The following is a 19477-nucleotide window of genomic DNA, read 5'->3' as shown; positions in this document are numbered from 1 at the left end:
AGTGGCTCGTAGTACACCTCTGGCGCCGATGATCGGGCCGGACGGCGTCGGCGGGCGCACGGCGGTTCGGTCGCCGAAGACCGCCGAGCTCGTCGCTGGCACGTTACGGCGCATGGTGGTCGATGGCCAGCTCAAAGACGGCGATTTCCTGCCCAACGAGGCCGAGCTGATGGCCCATTTCGGGGTCAGCAGGCCGACGCTGCGCGAAGCGGTACGCGTGCTGGAATCCGAACGCCTCGTCGAGGTTCGTCGCGGCTCGCGCACCGGCGCCCGTGTTCGCGTACCCGGCCCCGAAATCGTCGCGCGGCCCGCAGGTCTGCTACTCGAGCTGTCGGGCGCCACGATCGCCGATCTGATGACGGCGCAGTCGGGTATCGAGCCGATGGCCGCTCGGCTGCTCGCCGAGTCGGGTACCAGCGATGTGTTCGATGAGCTCGACCGGATGCTCGACGAGCATCTGCCGACCGATTGGCGTTCGGACCGGCTCGCGGAGACGACGGCCGATTTCCACCTGCGCATGGTGCAGCTGTCGGGCAACACGACGCTCGCGATCATCTCGGGCATGCTGCACGAGATCACGGTGCGGCACACCGCATTCGTCTTCAAAGAGGGCCGACCGGTGTCCAAGGCGGACTACGACAAGCTCATGCGCTCGTACCGCCGCCTGATGCAGCTGCTGCGATCGGGCGACGGCGCGGCGGCCGAGGCTCACTGGCGCAAGCACCTCGACGTGGCGCGCGGCCTGATGCTGGAGGGGCTCGAGGACGTCAAGGTCAGGGATGTGATGGGCTAGAGTCCGCCGCCGACCACGTCACGTGGATGGGGATGTCGTCGCTCCACGGCTGTCCCATGACCATGTCGGACACGTTGACATAGCCACGCTCGAACCCCCCCGTCGCCGCGTCGACCAACCGGTACTCCTGACGCTGCCGGTGAAACGGTTGCGCGTCGAGGATGATGACGCGTACCTCACCGGGTTCGAAGTTGCAGCGCTTCTGCATCGCGGCGATCAGCTGCTCGTTGTGCATATGGCCGTCGCCGAAATTCCATCCCACCGCGGTGCTGCAGAGCCGCTCGCCTTCGGTGATCACGTACTCGTCCTGGTTGCGGCCGGCCAGCGCATGGTGCACCAGCGTCAGCAGCGCCTTACCGTGAGAGTTGAAGCCGCGGAACGCATATCCCTTGTACAGGTAGATCATCGCCTGTTCCGGGCTGCCGTAGACCTTCTCGAGCTGCGAGGCCGGCATGCTGGCAATGGCGACGAGCCCGCGCTCGATCTTCTCGCTGGCCGAGGGTTTGATGCACCACCACGTGGTGTCCCAGTTTCCGGCGTAGTACCGCATGCCCGGCAGGAACGAGATCTTGCGCGGGAACAGGTTGCCGAGCACCACGATGGTGGCCAGCAGCAGGAACAGGACCGCGGGCAACGGCGTGGTCATGTCGGACAGACCGACCTCGGCGTGGCCGACGAAAAGCGTTATGACGCAGAACATCATGAAGACGTTCCACTCCAGCGGAACGCCCATCGGGATCGCTGACAGAATGCCGAAGTGGAAGCACAGCATGACGAACGCGGCGATGTACGTCGGCCACCCGCCGTGGGAGAACAGCAGCACCAACGGAACCAGCATCTCGATCGCGGTGCTGAAATGGGCGATGAACCTCGATACCGGACCGGGACGCAGATCATCGGGGAACCGCTCGAAGAATTTGCGCTTGAGCCAGCGTGTCCGGATCAGCGGGTTGTTCGACATCATCGTCGAGATCACGAATGGGAAGTGTTTGTTCAGTTTCGACGTGGCCGCGCCCATCCAGATCGCCACGCAGACCAGTTTGGCGGCGATGATCATGTCGACCCCGTAGCCCACGAACAGGAACGCGACGACGAAGGAGCCGTACACCTCGCCGCGGGCGGCCAAGAAGATCACCTTGTCGCGCAGACCCGCCAGGGCCAGCAGCCCGAGAATGGTCCAGATCTGCCACATCGGCAGCACGCCGACCGTGGTGCCGAGTGCCGGAACCGGTCCGGTGCCGTCGGAGAACAGCGCGATGAGCAGCACCACCAGCAGTGCGCCGTAGAGCACGACGTCGAGGGGGGTTCGGGCGTCACCCTTGGTCAGCGGTATCCGGTTCGGCCACGGTGGCAGCCGAATGGTGTTGGGCCGCAACCAGTACAGGATCGATCCCAGCGGCGGGAAGAACCGGTTGTTCAGCGGGCCGAACCCGCAGCCGAGGCCGATGACCTCGAACAGCATGGTGTACAGCACGACCTTCTGGAACACGATCGGTTCGGTCCACCACTCGGCGACGTTGGTGAAGCCGTCCACACCTGTGGTGGCGAGCGCGAACAGCCAGCCGCCGAGGATGTAGAGCAGGATCTTGACGACGTAGAACAGGTGCATCACGACAGGTGTGCCGAAGCCGACCTCGGCCCAGTGTTCGGCCATCGGCCGAATCTTCTCCGAGCGTGAACCCTTGCTCCACTCGGCGAAGTCGACGACGGGCATGTCGGGCTTGAGAAATCCCATGGCCGAAAGACTAGAACGTGTTCTAGCCGCGCGGAAACAGTTCGCCGGACTTGCAGAAGCTAGGCGTCGGCTTTGGCCGGTGGCCGGTAGAAGATGGCCAGCTGCCCGATGCCGCCGGCCAGACCGAGACCGAGCGCGATGACCAGGCCCCACCAGCCGTGCAGGAAGTCGTAGAGCGCCGACGTGCGGAACAACGCATAGTCGAGGCTGTACTTCCCCGCCCCGATCGTGGCGATGCCTACCGCCGATGCCGCGAGCACCAGGTTGTACTCCCAGCCCTCCTTGACGATGAAAAAGCCGTTTGGCCGGTGCACGGTCCATGCGGCGACGAGCATCAGAGCGACGAAGCCCGCGGCGGGGATCGGTGTCAGCAGGCCAACGGCCAGGCCGATGCCCGCTGCCATCTCGGTGGTCGCGGCGATGCGGGCGTGGAACATGCCCGGCTTCATGCCCATGCTGTCGAACCAGCCGGCCGTCCCCTTCAGTCCGCCCTTGCCGAAGAACTTGTTGTACCCGTGCGCGGCCATGGTGAGACCGAGGACGACTCGCAGGATCAACAGGCCGATATCAGCAGCGGAATCGTATGCAGTCATGCAACAAAATCTAGGCCATGTGTTAAACCGCCGACCAGCCCCCGTCGACGCTGAGGATGGCTCCGTGGATGTTGGCGGCGTCGGCATCATGTTGGCCACCGGCGACCTGAGCTACCTCGAAGCAGCACTTGAAGTGGGGATCGCGTCGCTCCGAACGTGATATCGGGCGTGAAGTTATCCCCAATGCCGGTTTTATCCACAGGTTGGGGTGAGCTGCTGGTTCGCGGTCGATGGTCCGATTAGTGTCGAACCTATGTTCGATCAACTCGTTGAGGCGGCCAGCCGCAGCCGCGGTGGTGCATCGGTGGGGGCGTGGGCGCGGGTGGAGAACGCCGCGTGTGCCCGTCGGCTGTTGGCGACCGCTGAGGAGCTCGAACGGATGTGGGCCGTCGACGGCTCTGAGGAGCGGGAGCAGTGGTGTCTGGACAACTGGGGTGCCGTGGCGGCGTCGGTGGCCGCCGCGCAGAACGTCTCTTTGGGGGTGGCCTCGCATCAACTGCTGATCGCCATCGGGTTGCGCGAACGGCTCCCGCGGGTGGGTGAGGTGTTCGCCGCCGGGGCCATCACCTACCGGCTGGTGTCCGCGATCGTGGCCCGCACCCGGCTGATCAGCGATCCCGACACGATGGCCAAAGTCGACACCGAGATCGCCGCCCAGGTCCAAGACTGGGGATCGCTGTCGGCGCACAAGACCGAAACCCAGATCGACTACTGGGTCAATCGCTATGACCCCGCCGCGGTACGGCGCACCGAATCCTCCGCCCGCAACTGCCATGTCGACATCCACGACCCCGACGACGGATCAGGTGTGGTGTTCATCGAAGGCCGGCTCATCATCACCGACGGCGAGGCCCTGGACCAACGGTTGGACGCCATGGCGCGCACGGTGTGCGAGCGCGATCCGCGCACCCTGGATCAGCGCCGCGCCGCCGCACTCGGCGCGCTCGGGCACAAAGCCGACCGGCTGGCCTGCTTATGTGAGGACCCCGACTGCCCGGCAAAAGACGCCCAATCCAGTGCGGTGGTGGTCCATGTGATCGCTCACGAGGAGTCACTGACCGATGACACCCCGGCCCAGTTGGACGGCGAAGCACCGGTGGATCCCGATCGCAAACCGTGGCAGGAGATGACCTGGCGCGAAGCCCTCGCCCCGACACCGTGGACACCGGTCATCGCGGCCACCCCGCCGGCGCTGGTCGTGGGTCGCGGGATGCTGCCCGCCCCGCTGTTGGCCGCCAAAATCGCCGGCAGCGCCAAGCTAGTGCCGGTCGTGCATCCGGGCAACAACCCACCTGAGCCGCGCTATATCCCCTCGGCGGTGTTGGCGACGTTTGTGCGGTGCCGCGATATGACGTGCCGGTTCCCGGGCTGCGATGAGCCCGCCCACCGCTGCGATGTCGACCACACCATCGCCTACCCGCACGGTCCGACCCAGGCGTCGAACCTCAAAGTTCTGTGCCGAAAACACCACTTACTCAAAACCTTCTGGGGCTGGGCTGACGAACAACACCCCGACGGCACCGTCATCTGGACCTGCCCGCAGGGCCAGACCTACACCACCTATCCCGGCAGCCGACTGCTGTTCCCCACCCTGTGCCGCCCCACCGCGCCCGTCCGGGGTCACCGCTCCACCCCGCCCACCACCGACCCAGCGCGCGGGCTGGCCATGCCCCGACGCACCACCACCCGAGCCCAGAACCGCACCCAAGCCATCAACGACGAACGCCGACACAACCAAACACTGATCCACACCGAAGCCGAACAACGCGCCCGCAATCAGCACAACCCAGGCGACAGCGTCGGAAACGAGTACGACAACACCTACTTCCCCACCCGACCACGACCCCCAAGCGACCACGACCCAGCACCATTCTGAGCCGGTCAGCGTTGGGACAGCGTCAGAGCGCAGCGTCCAATCTTTCGACGTAGGCGTCGATGTCGCCGATCGCCGACTCGGCCGCGTGCACGCTCAAGAGGATTGTGTCGCCGACTCCGCACACGGCATGCGTCAGCCCCATCATCGGTGACAGGCCGGGGAACGCGCACGCCACAGTGACCCGCGCGCCACCGAAATGGAAATCCATCGCGCCGCAATTCACGCTCGACACGACGGTGTTACCCGTGACGTTCGAGACACGGACATCGGGATCGAATCGATCCATGCCCCAACGCAACAACGGCGCCGGCGTCGCGGCGAACGCGCGGTCCGCCATCCGTATGGCCGGGTGCGCGGCTCGGCGACGACGCGCATCGAGATCAGCGGCGATACGCACACCACGCTCCGACTCGGCCAGCTCGGGGTACAGACCCACACCGACGTTCCCGAAGTGGTTGTACGCCAACTGCGGTGGTGGCTTCGCCATCGGCACCTCAGCTCCCAGGAACGACGGATCCTCACCGAGGCACCGCAACTGCGCGGCCAGCGCCCCCGATACGGCAGACAGCGCCGCCACCGTCACCGTCGGGCCGTTCAGGTCCGAACGCCGTCGCACCAGGGTCCGCAAGTACCGCGATCCCGCAGGTCGATCGTTGGTCCGCAGCGCCGGTCGCAGATCTGCCGGCGAGGGAACCCTTCCCGCCCCGGTGTCTTCGACCAACCGGCGGTGCGCACGGGCCGCGCGAAACCCCGCGATCGGTAGCCGCACAGGCCCGGTGCGCGGAGCATCGATCCCCGGTACGACGCCATCGCGTCGGCCGAACATGATCGCCGCGGGCGCCGACGTTCGTCCGCCGCCGCCGAGGGCGTGCGAGATGTGTAGCACCGCAACCGTACCCGGCCCACCCACCCCCGGCACACCCTCGATGCCGGTGAAGACATGCATGCGCCAAGCCGCCACCCGCGCATCCAGCCGCTCGGCGGTCAGAACGCGCGCCTCGTCCAGACACTGTTGAAAGCTGCTGTCCCCCATGTTGTGCACCACAAACTGCGAGCGGTCGACCTCGTGATGCACCCACGCCGGGTACCTGAAACGTCCGCCATCCTCGATGCACACAGTCAGATCGGGACAACCGCGGGCGCGCTGGGCGATCTCCTCGATCGCGGCGTCCAAATCCGCGGGTACGCCATCGAATCCGTACAGCAGAACCGTGTCATTCGGGATCTTCGCCGCCATCCAGTACGTCTGCGCGTCCACAGCGGACAGTCGGCGGACCGTCATCGACTAGCCGACGAAGTCGAGAATCTGCTTCGCGACCACGTCAGGCTGATCGAGCTGGAGGAAATGCCCGGCGTCCTCGACGATCGCCACCTCACTGCCATCCGGCAGGACCTTCTGAACCCACTGCGCGTAATCGGGTGTGGCACAACCATCGTCGCGGCCGTGCAGATAAAGGGTGGGAATCTTCGGCGCTTCAAGCCAGTGTTGGTGCAGCTCGGCGTACTGGGTCGGCACTTTCGAATTGCGTATGACTGCGCGGTAGTAGCCCAGTGCGGCGCGCCAACGATCGGGAGCGCCGATGGCCGCCTCGACGTGCCGCACATCCTCGTCGGCTCGATATCCGGGCGACCATTTCCGCCACAGCCGCGGCACGATCCATTTGGTGGAACGTTCTGGTAGCCAAGGCAACTGGAAGAACAGTATGTACCAGCTCTTCAGGAGCTGCGCCGGTAACGTCGCGACGAGTCGTCCGGCGTCGGACACCCTCCCGCCGCCGGGCGGCCGGAACGATGCGCTCGGCGGCACCGACATGATCACGGCCTTCTTGAACGGACTGTCCGGCATCGCGGCCAGCCCCGCACCGGCCATGGCGCCCCAGTCGTGTCCAACGATCACATCGCGGCCCGTCGGCCCGACCGCGTCGAGCACCCGCAGCGCATCGTCCATCAGTGCACCGATGTGAAAGCTGCCGTCGGAGGGCAGCGACGACGGTGCGTAGCCGCGGTTGAACGGCGCGATCACCCGCCATCCCGCATCGACGAGCAATGGCGCCAGCTTGCGCCAGCCATGCGCGGTGTCGGGAAAACCATGCAGACACAACGCGATCGGCGCACCCTCAGCACCCCACGACAGCACACGCAGTTGCACCACAGGCGTCGCGACGTCGATGGTCTCGGGTTCGAGCATCAGACGGGTTCGAACTCCGAAATCAGCCAGCGGCCATCGACCTTGTCCAGTGTCACCCGCACGCTGGATGCCGTGTCGGTCGGAAGCTCCTGGCCGACGACCACCGTTTGGTTGACAAAGACCAGCACCACGGCATGGGTCGGATCGGCCGACACCGACGCAGCGGCCGGAACCGACGCGACGGCCGAAATCTGCTTCTGGGTCGCCCCCGGGATCACCACATCGTTGATCAGCGACGTGTACGAATCCCGGAACTCACCCGTCAACAGATCGCGGGCGGCGTTGAGCTCCTGCTCGACGGTATCCGGCTTGTACGACAGCATCTTGATGGTGCTCTCCTTGGCCGCATTCACCGAATCGAATGCCGGAGAAGGATTCTGCTCCGATGCAGCCGGTGGCACGGCACCATATTCGCTGGTGTTGAGCTCCCACCGCGCGTACCCAGCTCCCAGCGCCAGCAACAGCGCAATCGCCGGCAGCACGCCGAATGCGAACACGCGTGCCCAATTGGTCTTCTTCTTTTCGGCGGTGGGCGCGTCCGCGGATTCCGCTGACTCCTCGGCAGATTCCGTTGACTCCTCGGTGGCAGAGGACTCCGTGTCGATTACCTCGGCATCCGTCGTCTCGGCGTCGGTAACCTCGGCGTCGTTGACCTCGGCGTCCGTTGCTTCGGCGACAGCCGTGTCCTCCGTGGGCTCTTCAGCTTTTTCGACGGACTCTTTGCCGCTTCCCGCCGGCATCCGGTGTTTGCTGCTCACGGCACGAACTCCACGTTGGACACCTTTGCGTCGTCACCGACCTTCTGAACCGTCAACCGCATCCGCCATGCACGCGGCTCTTGCTGGGGTGCACCGACATTCGAGGTGTTCACGGTCACCGCGACAAGCACCTGCGCCTCGTTATCGGTTGCCGACTCCAGCCCCGCCTCGGCGATCGTCCCGACCGACTTCGACTGCGCCTGCTTCACCACCTGAACAAACGGTGCCGAGCGGTTCTGGAAATCGTCGTAAAACGTTCCGGTCGCCGAATCGAGCACGCGCTGCACGTCGGCCTCGGCGTTCTGCCAGTCGATCGTCGTCAGGTTGAGCGCACCCTGCCTACCTACTTGCAGGAAGAGTTGCCGTGCTTTCTCGCCCTGATACGCCTGGTATCCGCGGTAGCCCGTCCAGCCGGCCAGTCCGGCGAGCAGAATCACCACGACGAGTCCTGCGATCGTCGCGAGCCGAACAGGCGACATCGGCGCCTTCGGAGCCTTCACATCTGATGCAGCCGCTGCCTCTTCGTCGTAGGACGCCGCGTCCTCGTCGACCGGCTCTACAGCGTCCACGTCCGGCGGATCGGCAGCATCAGACAACGATGCCTTGTCACCCGACGATGCGGTGCTCTCCTCCTCAGCGGGTGACTCCGGCTCTGCGGCGCCGGATTTCTCCTCGGACGCCGCGCTGTTGGTCAGTTCCCCCTCGGGGGCATCAGCATCGTCTGCCATGTTTGCTCCTCTGCGGCACTTCGGGCCAGGTTGGACTGTGTGTACACACGTCCGTCCGGACCAACATACGTGCCTGTTGCCGGATCATATTCAGCGGCCGCGATCGGCGGCGGCGCCGGAGCCGGCGGAGGAGCTACTTCTCCGGGAGGCAGCTGGGGAATCGGCTGACCGGACAGGGTGGCGTTGGGGTCGCCCTTCCAGTTGTAGCCGTCGTTGAGCGGCACGTAAGTCTCTCCGCTTTCGCACATCTTCACCGTGGGTGCGCGTTTGCCCGGCACCGTCACACACGGCAGGTTGCGCGCACCGCGCACGTTGAACGGAGCGTCCTGCGGGATGCGGCAGTACACGTCCCCGGCGGGCCGGTCCGGATAGTCCTGCAGGGCGGGCACCCGCTGCTGCTGGGTCGGCAGGAATCCGGTCGTGCACGGTGGCGGCAGGTTCAGGTTCAGGTTCAGCGTCAGGTAGTCGCCCATGTAGTCCTGCTTGGTGTTCGCCTTGGCGACGCCGATCGCCTGAGTCGTCGCGGTGCCCTGCGGGAACAGCACCAACAGCTGTTCGAGGCTGGGCTGATAGGCGACGGCGACCTCGCCGATGTTCACCAGGTTGGCCAACACGATCGGCAGCGTCGGCTGCAATCTGTCGAACAGCGCCCGCACCTCTTCGGCCGCGCCGGGCCCCTTTTCGAGAATGCCCGCCACGGCGGCGTCCTGTGACTGCAACTGGTCGGTGACCGACGCGAGATTGGCCGCCCACGCCTGAATCTCGCCACCGGTGTCGGTCTGGGAATCCAGGATCGGTTGCGACTGATCGATCAGAGTCGTCAACGGGTCGAGGTTCTCGCGCGCGTCGATGGCCAGGTTCGTCCCGCCGTCGACCAATCGGGACAGGTCTGGTCCGAGGCCGCCGAGCGCGATGTACGCCTCATCCACAGCGGTGCGCAGGTTGTCGCGCGGAATCGCGGCAAGACCGCGATTGGTGGCATCCAGGACCGTGTTCACGTCGATGGGGACCCGCGCCCGATCCTGCGGGATGACATCGCCGTCCCGGAGTATCGGGCCGTCGCCGCTGCGTGGAATCAACTGGACGTACAACTCACCGACCGCGGACACGCTGTGTACCTCGGCCTCGAGGTCGGCGGGGATCGGCACGTCGGAATCAAGCGAAAGATCTGCCGCGACACCATTATCGGTGAGTTTGACACTCTTCACGATGCCGACCTGAGTTCCGCGGTAGGTGACGTTCCCGCGCGGATACAGCCCACCGGCCTCCGGCAGTTCCAGGGTGACGCGATACTCCCCGATGCCCATGAGCGCGGGCAGGCGCATGTACGAGATGACCATGATGCCCAGAGCCACCACGGCCAGCACGCTGAAGATCATCAGCTGAATGACGATCTGTCGAGTCAGTCGCATGTCACGGCCCCTGATCCCAGCGATACGCCTCGAGCAACGGGTTGCCGCCAGGGGGCGGAACGTTGTGGTTACAGGGGCTGGGCATCTGGCCGACGGTGCGGCCCCAGAACAACTCCAACCACGTCAGGTTGCATTCGAATCGTGTTCCGGTGAAGAAACCTTGGTCGATGCGGCTGAGCGTCATGTCCACGATCAACGACAGGTTCGCGTAGTCGCCCCGGATCCAGTTGGTCAGGGTCTCTTTCGGGAACGGGAACGTCGGCAGGAAGCTCAGTGCCCGGGTCAGCGCCGGACCTGCATTGGCAAGCTGTTCGAGCGTTGGCCCCAGGTCCCTGAGCTCCTGAACGAGCGCTTCCTTGGTCTGGTCGACCGAATCGGCGGCCAGCGCGCTGAACCTACCCAGCTGTACGAGCGCCTCGGAAAGGTTGTCCCGCTGATCCTTCAGCACCTCGAGCGCATCGGGGATAGTGCGCAATGCCCTGTCCACCACGGGCTTCTGCTCAGCGATCTGGCCGACCAGACTGTTGATGCTCTCGTTGGCGGCGATGATGTCGCCCTTTTGGTCGTTGACGTAGCCGATGAAGATGTCGAGCTGCTCTATAAGACTGCGCAGGTCGGCTTCGCGGCCCGTCCACGCGGTGCTGAACGCCTCGGTGATGTCCTGAACCTGCCCGATCCCACCACCATTGAGCAGCAGCGCGACCGACGCCAGCGTCTGCTCGGTGCTCGGGTAATTGCTCGCCGACTTCAGCGGAATCAGCGAACCTTCGTGCAGCCTGCCCTCCGGCGCCACATCGGTCGGCGGCGCGAGTTCGATGTGCAGCGAACCCAACAGGCTGGTCTGCCCCAGCTTGGCCGTGGCGTTGGCGGGTAGCTGGACATTCTCGTTGAGCTCCATCGTGACCAGGGCGTTCCAACCCTGCCGCTCGATCTTGGTCACGTTGCCGACCGTCACGTCTGCGACCCGGACCCGGGAATTCGGCTCGATGTTGTCGACGTCGGGCATCTGCGCCTGAATGGTGAACGCGCCGGGCCCGCGGCCCTGGACCCCCGGCAGCGGAATCGAGTTCAGGCCCTGCCAATCACCGCAACCGGAAACAACAGCGGCGACGGCCAGCAGTACCGCGCTGGTGCGCAATCGAATTCGTCGCGTCGTCATCGTGGCCCCGTTCCATGCGGCACCATCATGCCCTGCAGACCGTCAACTGGGTTCGTGGCCACAACGGCCTCGGCGGGAAGCGGGGGTCCCGGCGGCGGGGGCGGCGCAGAGCCGTCCGGCGCCGGCGGGGGCACTGCGACAGGCGGCTGCGGCGGAATGTAACTGGGCCGCATCCACTCCTCGCTGTAAGTGATCTCGTTCGGCCGCGCCTGCGCACCGACGAAGAGGTTCTGTCCGATCGGCGGGAAGTTGTACTGACGGTTCTTGATGATCGGCGCCAGATACTGCACACACAGCTTCGCCGACTGCTCGGCATTCAGCCGCGACGCCGCCTGCACCGCGCCGCACAGGAAGCTGATCGGGTTGGCGAAGTTGTTGACCGCGAGGATCGCGCTCGCACCACCCTGCGCCGGTTGATAGACGTTGACGTAGTTCTGGAATGAGTTGGGCGCTACGTGCAGGAACTGTTTGACGTCGTCAAGGCTGTCGTTCAGCGCCTGGGTCACACCGGCCAGCTTGTCCGACGTGGTGCCCAGGGATTCTCGGTTGTCCGCAACGAACGTCTGGACATCACCGATGACGGCGTTGAAATCCCGCACAGCATCGGCAACCTCATTGGGGTTGTCGGCAAGCAGGCCGGTCACCGACGCCAGGTTCTGGTTGAGCTGACGCATCAGGTTCGTACTGTCCTGCAGCGCTGACACCAGGATCGACAGGTTCTTGATGGTCGAGAAGATGTCGGTGCTTTTGTCGCCGAGAGCCGAAAAGGCTTGCGACAGCTTGATCACCGTGTCGCGGATGTTCGCACCCTGGCCGCGCAGGTTGTCGGCGGCGGTGTTGATCACCGAGCCGAGCGGGCTGACCCCACCGGGCTCCGTGGGCTGCAACTCCTGGGCCAGTCGTTCGAGCTGAGAACGCAACGTGTCCCACTCGACCGGCACCACCGTGCGCTCACGCGGAATCACCGCGTTGTCGGCCATCGTGGCACCGCCCGTGTACACCGGCGTCAGCTGGATCGCACGCGAGGTCACCAGAGTCGGCGACAGGACCGCGGCGTTGGCGTCCGCGGGCACCTTGTACTTGCTGTCGTACCAGAACGAGATCTTGACGCGGTCGGGCTCCGGCTCGATCTTATGGATCCGGCCGACGTTCACCCCGAGTATCCGGACGTCGTCACCCTCGTAGATGCCGTTGCTGTTCTCGAAGTACGCAACGACATTCGTGCGGTTGATGGTGTCGCTGGTGCGCAACAGGACGACCACGCCCGCGACCAGCAGCACGACCAGCGCTACGGCCACCCAACTCGTACGAATACGGTTCACTGGCCCGCCTCCCCAGTCAGCGGTGGCGCCTCACCGGGTGCGGGAACCATCACCGGGCTCGGCGTCGGTACCGGGATGGACCCCAGCCCCGCCGGCGCTTCCGCGGGCGGTCCCGGCGGCGGTCCCCCTGGCGGCGGTGCGGGAAGCGGCGGGCGGTAAGGGTAGCAGCCGGTCGGGCCGGGCAGCGGCAGCCCTGGCGGACCACATCCTTGGTCGCCTGGATTACCCGTGATGGCATCGGGCAGTTGAAGATTCGGATCGCCGCCCTGGCCGGTACGTGGGTACGGCACCGGCATCGCCGGGACTGCGGGTGTGCCGATCTGCGGATCGGTGCGCTCGGATGGCAACAGCACGTTGGGATCCAGACCGAGGTCGGAGAACGCCACGTCGATGAACGGCTGCAGGAACTGGCCGGGCAGCAGGTTGGCGATGTAGTTCTTGAAGAACGGCCCCGACGAGACCGATTCACCGAGCGACATCGCGTAGCCGGTCAGCAGTTTCAGCCCCTTTTGCAGCCGCTCCTTGCGGTTGTCGAGGACCGTCAGCACGCCGTTGAGCTTGTCGATCGCGGGCCTCATCGTGTCGCGGTTCTCGGAGATGAAACCCTCCAGCTGCTGGCTCAGCGCCGAGATGCTGCCGGAGATCTGGTCGATTGCGGCGCTCTGGTTCTGCAGCTCGGCCAGAAGTGCGTTGGTGTCGGCGATCAGGCTGACAACCTGGTCGCTGCGCTCGGCCAGCACCGCCGTCGACTTGTTGGCGTTGGTGAGCAGTTGCCGCAACTCCGCGTCGCGTTCGTTGAGGGTCTCGGAGAACCGGGCCACGCCTTCGACGGCGACCCGAAGCTGGGGCGGGGTCTCGGAGAACGTATCCGCAACCACCCGCAGGGAATCGGAAAGCTGTGTGGTGTCCAGACCGCTGATGGTCGTCGCGAGCTCACCCAGCGCATCGGGCAGCTGGTACGGCGATGTCGTGCGGTCACGCGGAATCGTGCCCTCCTGGCGGCCGTCGCCGCGCGACATGACCTCGAGGATCTTCGTGCCCAGCAGACCCTTGGTCTTGATCGCCGCCTCGGTGCGGTCCCCGAGCGCGATGTCGTCGTCGATGGTGAACTTGACCAGGACCTGCGGTCCGTCGAGTTCGATCGATTCGACTTGGCCGACTTGGAATCCCGAAACCTGCACGGCCACACCGGTTGTCAGGCCACCGGCCTCGTCGAAGTACGCCGAGTACTCCTTGGTCTGGTTGATGAACGGGATGTTCTCGTATTGCAGCGCGACGAGCACGATCCCGGCGGTCAGGCCGAGGCCGATGGCCCCCATGACGAACGGACTACGTTCGGAAAACGGCTTCATCGTGGCGCGCACCTCCCCGTCTGCTGTCCGGCGATCTTCACATAGACCGGCTGGCCACCCTTGCCGTTGAGCTTGAGGACGATGTCGCAAAGATAGAACGAGAAGAAGTCACCGTAGATGCCCTGCCGGCTCAACGCCTGATAGGCGTCGGGGAGGGTGTTGATCAGGTTGTCGAAGTAGTCGACATCGGCCACCACGATGCCTGCCGCCCGGTCCGTTTCCTGGATGGTCTTCGCGAACGGCGGACGTGCCTGCGACAGCAGATCCGCGACGCTGCCTGCTGCGGCATTCGCGTACGCGACACCGTTGGCGATGTCGGTCCTGCGCTCCGCGAGTCCCTGCACCAGCTCCGAAAGCGAGTCGACCGCTTTTGCGAACTGGTCACTTTGGTCGCCGAGCGACCCGAGGACGATGTTCAGGTTGACGATGACCTCACCGATCAATTGATCGCGGTCGGCCAGGGTATTGGTCAGCGCCGCGGTCTGCGTCAGGAACGAGCCGATCGTCGCTCCCTGGCCCTCGAACGCCTGAATCAGCTGTCCGGACAGGGCATTCACCTGGTCGGGGTCCAACGCCGAGAACAGCGGCCGGAAGCCACCGATCAACGCATCGAGATCCAGCGCGGGCGATGTGCGGGCCAGCGGAATCGTTTCCCCCGGCCTGATCTTCGTGGTGCCACCCGCACCCTCCACCAGCGACAGGTAACGGCCGCCGATCAGGTCGTCGTACCGGATCACTGCCCGGTTGCCGTCGGTGAGCACGACCGAATCGTCGGCGGTGAACTCGACAAGTGCGGTCGTATCGCCCTGGATGGAGATGTTCTCGACCTTGCCGACCTCCACTCCCGCGATGCGGACGAAGTCGTTCTTCTCCAGGCCGGTCACGTTCAGGAACTCGGCCTTGTATGTGTTGGCCTTCTCTCCGAAGCGCAACTGCCCGAACACCGCATACAGCGCGAACACCCCGAGCAGACACACAGCCAGGAAGACGCCGAGACGCACGGCTGCGCTTTTCCAGCTGCCCGTCATTGCGGCATTCCTTTCCGGTCGAAGTGTCGGTCGAAGTATCGGGGGGTCACGGCCCTGGTGCCGCGAAGTGCGGCAACGGAACCGGCGGCAACGGTGTCGGCTGCTGGAACGCAGGCGCCTGCACCACGAAGGGCTCCGACCCCGGCCGCGGACCCGGATCCTTCGGCGCTCCCGGTGGCGGGGCCGGCGGCAGACCCGGCCACAGCGGCGTTCCGTCCGGCGCGTACAACGGTGCGCCGTACGCCGGGGCACCCGGATACGGGACCGGCCCGATCGCGGGGCCGCCGAAAAGGTTTCGGATACTCGGCGGCTCGGGCACCGCACGGGTGGTCGGCAGGTAGTTGACGTAGCCGGGGAAGCCGATGCCGGGGTTGGGTCGCCAGTCGACTCCGGTTCCGAAGCCGGTGTTCGTCACGAGTTGGCGGACGGGCCAGTTCTCCTTGACGTCCGGCAACGACCCGCAACCCGGCTTGCCACCTGGACCGCCCTTGGCGCCGACGATCGGCAGGTGCCGCGGGAAGCTGTACGGGTCATCGCCGAGGGCCAGGCCGGCGTCGAGGACGATCGATCGCCCGTTGCCGCCCGGCGCTTCGTACCCGCCGTGGTCCAGCAGATGCTTGGCGCCCAACAGCAAGCAGGTGTAGGACGGGTTGTACTTGTACAGCAGGTTGGTCGTCGGCTCGAGCACGTTGATGGCCTTGATCAGATTCGCCTGACTCGGCGCGAGCAGCGCAATGCCGCTATTGGAGAGCCCGATTGTGCTGAGCAGCAACGCATCCAGGGCGTCCGAACGCCTGACGATGGTCTCGCTGGTGGTGCTTGCCGCGTTGAGCGTCGCGAGAATGTCCTGTGCCGCAACGCTATAGGTGTCGCTGAAGTTCTTGAGCGACTGCCAGTCGGCGCGGATGGTCTCGCTGCGCGGGTTCAGCGCGAGAAGGACCTGATTGGCGTCGGTGGTCGCCTCCCCGATCCGCTCGCCCTTGCCGCGGACACCTTCGGCGAGCGCCGACAGCACGCTGTTGAGCTTGGCCGCGTCGATCTGGTCGAGCACGCCGACGACGTTCTCGAACACCGTGTTGACCTCGACGCTGACGTTGCGCGACACCAGCACCTGGCCGGCTCTCAGCCGTTCCGAACTGGGATCGCTCGGATAGACGAGGTCGACGAACTTGGCACCGAACACCGTGGTGGCGCGGATCTGCGCCTCGACATTGGCCGGGATGTACTGGAGTTGATCCGGGTAGATCTCGAGTTTGAGCTTGACCGGTTCGCTGCCGCCCTCGATTGCGGCGACCCGCCCGACCTGCACGCCACGCAGCTTGACCTTGGCGTCGGTTTCCATCACCAGACCGGACCGCTCGGACGTCAGCGTGACCGGCACGAACTTCTCCAGCGAGCCCGTGAACAACGCCGCCGTCAGCCAGATGGCGCCGATCACCAACAGCACCAGGAACAGCGTCCACCAACCCGGGTGCAGTCCCTCGTCGTCCCTCGCGTCAGCCATCGCGTCATCCAGCCAGATTGAAGTTGCCGGTTTGCCCGTACACCGCGAGCGAGATCATCATCACGACGAAGGCCGCGACGATCAGCGAAGTCCGCACCGCACGTCCCACAGCCTCCCCCACGCCCGCCGGTCCGCCGCTTGCCGAGAAGCCGTAATAGGTGTGGATCAACATGATCACCACGGCCATCGCGATGCTCTGAACGAACGACCACACCAGGTCCGTGGGATTCAGGAATGTCCGGAAGTAGTGGTCATACACACCGGTCGACTGGCCATAGATCACGGTGGTGCCGAATCGTGCGGCCCAGAACGACGCGAGCACGCCGACGCAGTACAGCGGGATCACGACGACGAGGCCCGCCATGACGCGGGTGGACGCGAGGTACGCGATGCTGCGGATGCCCATCACCTCGAGCGCGTCGATCTCCTCGTTGATCCGCATGGCGCCCAGTTGCGCGGTGGCGCCGGCGCCGATGGTGGCCGCCAGTGCGATCGCCGTGGTCGCGGGTGCGATGAGGCGGACATTGAAGAACGCCGACGCGAACCCCGTCAACGCCTCGACGCCGATCTCGGAGAAGTCGGTATAGCCCTGCACCGCCACCAGGGCGCCGGTGGTCACCGTGAGAAAGCCGACGATCGCGACCGTTCCGCCGATCACCACCAGAGCGCCTGTGCCCAGGCCCATCTGAGCGATGATGCGCATCAGCTCGATCCGGTAGTTGGCGAACACGTACGGGATGCTGCGCAGCGTCTTGCCGTAGAACTTCGTCTGCATGCCAACGTGATTCCAGGCGGCGGCATAACCGTCGAGTCGCTTCGCCAAGCGCGGGAACCGCCGGTCAATCGGCCGGCGGGTCCGTTCCACAGATGCGCTGCTCACATCGTCACCCGCACTGCCACCGCGGTCGCGACGACGTTGATCGCGAACAGCGCCATGAACGTGAAGACGACGGTCTCGTTGACCGCGTTGCCGACGCCCGCCGGGCCGCCGCCGACGGATATGCCTTTGTAGCAGGCGATCAGACCGGCCGAGAGCCCGAACAACGCCGCCTTGATCAGCGCGATGGTGACGTCGAGCGCGCCGATGATCAGTGTCAGGCCCGCGGCGAACGCACCCGGTGACACGTTCTGGATGTAGACGCAGAAGAAGTAGGCACCCGCGAGGCCGACGAGGATCACCGTCGCGGACAGTGCCAGCGATACCAGGGTCGCGGCCAGCACGCGGGGCACCACGAGGGCCTGGATCGGATCGACGCCCATCACTCGCAGCGCGTCGAGTTCCTCACGAATGGTCCTGGCGCCGAGGTCGGCGCACATGGCCGTGGCGCCGGCGCCCGCGACAACCAGCACCGTCACGATCGGACCGATCTGCCGCACCGTGCCGAGCGCGGCTCCGGTTCCGGAGAAGTCGGCAGCACCGAACTCCCTGAGCAGAATGTTGAAGGTGAACGTCAGCAGCACGGTGTAGGGGATCGTCAACATCAAGGTCGGCACGATCGACACCCGCGCGACGAACCACGCCTGGGTGATGAATTCGCGCCATGCGAACGGCGGCCTGACCATCGCGACGAACGTGTCGAGCGCCATCCCGTAGAAACCGCCGACTGCGCGGACCGGCTTGACGAGGACGTCGGAAGCGACCACGTGCTACTTCCTTCCGCCTGAACAGATCCCCTGACCCCAGAAGTGCTGTGAATCCAGGCACCGCGATGGGACGCGGGTGACCGTAGCATCACGGATTTGAATCACGCCATCTGGACCGTGACACGGACGCCGCCTCCCGCCGAAAGCCATACGAAAGGCTACTTCCGGGATGCCATTTAGATGCCGTAACCGTCAAATACGGACCGCGTCCTCCAATTCGGCGATGACGATCTTGCGCATTCCGAGCATCGCTTTGTTCGCAGCAGCGGCGCGTGCGGGGTCCGGGTCGGCGAGCAGTTCATAGAGCCGGTCGGGCACAACCTGCCAGCTCAGACCGAATCGATCCTTGAGCCAGCCGCACTGCGACTCCTCGCCGCCGTCGAGCAACCGCTCCCAGTAATAGTCGACCTCCGCCTGGTCCTTGCAGCGGATTTCGAAAGACACCGCCTCGGAAAACGGGAACTGCGGACCGCCATTTATACCGATGAACCGTTGCCCGTCCAGCGAGAAATTGCCCCACGCCACCTCACCGGGCGTACCCGGGCCGGCGTCGGTATAGCGCTCGAACCCCTCGATCGAGGAGTTGGGGAAGATCGCGGTGTAGAACGCCGCCGCTTCCTCGAGATTGTTGTCGAACCACAAGCTTGGCGTAATAGCAGGCATGTCAGAACCGACTTCCCGCGCGACCGAAACTCATCGCGGGGTGGCGCCCAGGGCACGTAACGCGAAGTCCAGAACTCGGTTCTGCGCCCGCTGCACACCTTACCTTGTCCTCGTAGTGCTGGGTGAGCATCATCCTGCTGACCAACGCGCTGATGGCGATCGCATCCTGCTCGGGATTCGTCAACGGGAACGTCCCGTCCTCGCGGCCGCGGCGCAGGATCCCGACCAGCGAGCGCTCGCGGTCGGCGTGGGCTTGCTCGCGCGTCTCGCGGTATCCCTTCGCGGCGCGCACTTCGTCGGAATCGATCACCGAGAAGTGCATTCGGGTCTGGTCGTCGTGAATCAATCCGAACATGCCGGATATCCAGGCCCTGACCTGATCCACCGGGCCGCCGGGGACCTCGGCACAGATGCGGTCCAGGCGCTCGGCCAGCAAGTCGGTCTCCTGACGCAGCATCGCCAGGAACAGTTCGTCCTTGGACTCGAAGTGGCGGTAGAACGCCCGCGTCGACACACCCGCTCGCTGCAGGATCGCCGCGACCGAGATGGCGCCGGAATGAGGCTCTGACAGGCAGGTATAGGCGGCATCGATGATGCAATTGCGGTCATCGCCCTCGGCAGTCTCTGGCTGCACGTCGCAAATCATAGGGACGCCGTTCGCCAGCCGGGCCGAAGTCACACGCAAATTCTTCCTCGGTAACGTGAGGCTCCGGATCGGCGGA

18 protein-coding genes and 1 pseudogene are annotated in these 19477 nt (G+C 65.2%); 3 read left to right on the top strand and 16 right to left on the bottom strand.

What is annotated here, in order from left to right; translation table 11 throughout:
• Position 1 precedes the first annotated feature (1 nt).
• Positions 2 to 793, top strand: coding sequence for a FadR/GntR family transcriptional regulator (locus tag G6N36_RS26280; RefSeq protein ID WP_163689635.1), 792 nt, complete (start codon positions 2 to 4; stop codon positions 791 to 793).
• On the opposite strand, the gene G6N36_RS26275 is transcribed toward G6N36_RS26280, so the two are convergent.
• Together G6N36_RS26275 and G6N36_RS26270 are read right to left on the bottom strand one after the other, a co-directional pair.
• The gene (locus tag G6N36_RS26275; protein ID WP_163689634.1) at positions 774 to 2528 is read right to left on the bottom strand and encodes a DUF3556 domain-containing protein; all 1755 of its coding nucleotides are present in this window, start codon (positions 2526 to 2528) and stop codon (positions 774 to 776) included. The genes G6N36_RS26280 and G6N36_RS26275 overlap by 20 nt on opposite strands.
• A 59-nt stretch (positions 2529 to 2587) precedes the next feature.
• Entirely contained in the window at positions 2588 to 3121 is a 534-nt protein-coding gene (locus G6N36_RS26270) for a DoxX family protein (protein ID WP_083123997.1), read from the bottom strand.
• Positions 3122 to 3194: 73 nt separating this feature from the next.
• On the opposite strand from G6N36_RS26270, the pseudogene G6N36_RS26265 reads away from it, so the two are divergent.
• Both G6N36_RS26265 and G6N36_RS26260 read left to right on the top strand, forming a co-directional pair.
• A pseudogene (locus G6N36_RS26265) lies at positions 3195 to 3281 on the top strand (TetR/AcrR family transcriptional regulator); the annotation flags it as partial.
• A 93-nt stretch (positions 3282 to 3374) separates the two neighbouring features.
• Positions 3375 to 4997, top strand: a complete 1623-nt coding sequence (locus G6N36_RS26260; protein WP_163689633.1) for an HNH endonuclease signature motif containing protein — start codon at positions 3375 to 3377, stop codon at positions 4995 to 4997.
• A gap of 22 nt (positions 4998 to 5019) precedes the next feature.
• Here the strand turns inward: G6N36_RS26260 and G6N36_RS26255 are convergent, their stop codons facing one another.
• From G6N36_RS26255 to G6N36_RS26190, 14 genes are all read right to left on the bottom strand, one after another.
• A complete protein-coding gene (locus G6N36_RS26255; protein ID WP_163689632.1) occupies positions 5020 to 6279 on the bottom strand; it encodes a WS/DGAT domain-containing protein in 1260 nt (419 codons plus the stop codon).
• Positions 6280 to 6282: 3 nt separating this feature from the next.
• Positions 6283 to 7185 (bottom strand): alpha/beta fold hydrolase, encoded by a 903-nt coding sequence (locus G6N36_RS26250; protein ID WP_163689631.1) that lies wholly within the window; start codon positions 7183 to 7185, stop codon positions 6283 to 6285.
• Positions 7185 to 7943: a hypothetical protein gene (locus G6N36_RS26245; protein WP_235690186.1), complete on the bottom strand. Its 759-nt coding sequence runs from the start codon at positions 7941 to 7943 to the stop codon at positions 7185 to 7187. Before G6N36_RS26245 ends, G6N36_RS26250 begins: the two co-directional genes overlap by 1 nt.
• Positions 7940 to 8671 (bottom strand): Rv1363c family protein, encoded by a 732-nt coding sequence (locus G6N36_RS26240; protein ID WP_163689630.1) that lies wholly within the window; start codon positions 8669 to 8671, stop codon positions 7940 to 7942. Before G6N36_RS26240 ends, G6N36_RS26245 begins: the two co-directional genes overlap by 4 nt.
• Complete coding sequence (locus G6N36_RS26235) at positions 8635 to 10083, bottom strand: MCE family protein (protein ID WP_163689629.1); 1449 nt, start codon at positions 10081 to 10083, stop codon at positions 8635 to 8637. The genes G6N36_RS26240 and G6N36_RS26235 overlap by 37 nt, the downstream gene beginning before the upstream one ends.
• Before the next feature lies 1 nt (position 10084).
• Positions 10085 to 11242 (bottom strand): virulence factor Mce family protein, encoded by a 1158-nt coding sequence (locus tag G6N36_RS26230; protein WP_163689628.1) that lies wholly within the window; start codon positions 11240 to 11242, stop codon positions 10085 to 10087.
• Positions 11239 to 12564, bottom strand: coding sequence for a virulence factor Mce family protein (locus G6N36_RS26225; RefSeq protein ID WP_163689627.1), 1326 nt, complete (start codon positions 12562 to 12564; stop codon positions 11239 to 11241). Before G6N36_RS26225 ends, G6N36_RS26230 begins: the two co-directional genes overlap by 4 nt.
• The gene (locus G6N36_RS26220) at positions 12561 to 13916 is read right to left on the bottom strand and encodes an MCE family protein (RefSeq protein WP_163689626.1); all 1356 of its coding nucleotides are present in this window, start codon (positions 13914 to 13916) and stop codon (positions 12561 to 12563) included. The genes G6N36_RS26225 and G6N36_RS26220 overlap by 4 nt, the downstream gene beginning before the upstream one ends.
• Positions 13913 to 14944, bottom strand: coding sequence for a virulence factor Mce family protein (locus G6N36_RS26215; protein WP_163689625.1), 1032 nt, complete (start codon positions 14942 to 14944; stop codon positions 13913 to 13915). Before G6N36_RS26215 ends, G6N36_RS26220 begins: the two co-directional genes overlap by 4 nt.
• A 46-nt stretch (positions 14945 to 14990) precedes the next feature.
• Positions 14991 to 16448, bottom strand: coding sequence for an MCE family protein (locus G6N36_RS26210; RefSeq protein ID WP_163689624.1), 1458 nt, complete (start codon positions 16446 to 16448; stop codon positions 14991 to 14993).
• Positions 16449 to 16452: 4 nt separating this feature from the next.
• Positions 16453 to 17271: an ABC transporter permease gene (locus G6N36_RS26205; protein ID WP_235690323.1), complete on the bottom strand. Its 819-nt coding sequence runs from the start codon at positions 17269 to 17271 to the stop codon at positions 16453 to 16455.
• A 53-nt stretch (positions 17272 to 17324) separates the two neighbouring features.
• Positions 17325 to 18092: an MlaE family ABC transporter permease gene (locus G6N36_RS26200; RefSeq protein ID WP_163689623.1), complete on the bottom strand. Its 768-nt coding sequence runs from the start codon at positions 18090 to 18092 to the stop codon at positions 17325 to 17327.
• Positions 18093 to 18284: 192 nt separating this feature from the next.
• Positions 18285 to 18755, bottom strand: coding sequence for a VOC family protein (locus G6N36_RS26195; protein ID WP_163689622.1), 471 nt, complete (start codon positions 18753 to 18755; stop codon positions 18285 to 18287).
• A gap of 1 nt (position 18756) precedes the next feature.
• Entirely contained in the window at positions 18757 to 19389 is a 633-nt protein-coding gene (locus tag G6N36_RS26190) for a TetR/AcrR family transcriptional regulator (RefSeq protein WP_308205926.1), read from the bottom strand.
• Between the last annotated feature and the right edge of the window lie 88 nt (positions 19390 to 19477).

Origin of the sequence: Mycolicibacterium gadium, from assembly GCF_010728925.1 — a bacterium.
Taxonomy (GTDB): Bacteria; Actinomycetota; Actinomycetes; order Mycobacteriales; family Mycobacteriaceae; genus Mycobacterium; species Mycobacterium gadium.
This window is presented reverse-complemented; position numbering and strand designations above follow the sequence as displayed.

Excerpts from the sequence above, each read along its gene's own strand:
- G6N36_RS26270 (WP_083123997.1), bottom strand. The coding sequence starts at position 3,121 with ATGACTGCATACGATTCCGCTGCTGATATCGGCCTGTTGATCCTGCGA.
- G6N36_RS26220 (WP_163689626.1), bottom strand. The coding sequence starts at position 13,916 with ATGAAGCCGTTTTCCGAACGTAGTCCGTTCGTCATGGGGGCCATCGGC.
- G6N36_RS26195 (WP_163689622.1), bottom strand. The coding sequence starts at position 18,755 with ATGCCTGCTATTACGCCAAGCTTGTGGTTCGACAACAATCTCGAGGAA.
- G6N36_RS26235 (WP_163689629.1), bottom strand. The coding sequence starts at position 10,083 with ATGCGACTGACTCGACAGATCGTCATTCAGCTGATGATCTTCAGCGTG.
- G6N36_RS26215 (WP_163689625.1), bottom strand. The coding sequence starts at position 14,944 with ATGACGGGCAGCTGGAAAAGCGCAGCCGTGCGTCTCGGCGTCTTCCTG.
- G6N36_RS26255 (WP_163689632.1), bottom strand. The coding sequence starts at position 6,279 with ATGACGGTCCGCCGACTGTCCGCTGTGGACGCGCAGACGTACTGGATG.
- G6N36_RS26230 (WP_163689628.1), bottom strand. The coding sequence starts at position 11,242 with ATGACGACGCGACGAATTCGATTGCGCACCAGCGCGGTACTGCTGGCC.
- G6N36_RS26240 (WP_163689630.1), bottom strand. The coding sequence starts at position 8,671 with ATGGCAGACGATGCTGATGCCCCCGAGGGGGAACTGACCAACAGCGCG.
- G6N36_RS26260 (WP_163689633.1), top strand. The coding sequence starts at position 3,375 with ATGTTCGATCAACTCGTTGAGGCGGCCAGCCGCAGCCGCGGTGGTGCA.
- G6N36_RS26250 (WP_163689631.1), bottom strand. The coding sequence starts at position 7,185 with ATGCTCGAACCCGAGACCATCGACGTCGCGACGCCTGTGGTGCAACTG.
- G6N36_RS26210 (WP_163689624.1), bottom strand. The coding sequence starts at position 16,448 with ATGGCTGACGCGAGGGACGACGAGGGACTGCACCCGGGTTGGTGGACG.
- G6N36_RS26275 (WP_163689634.1), bottom strand. The coding sequence starts at position 2,528 with ATGGGATTTCTCAAGCCCGACATGCCCGTCGTCGACTTCGCCGAGTGG.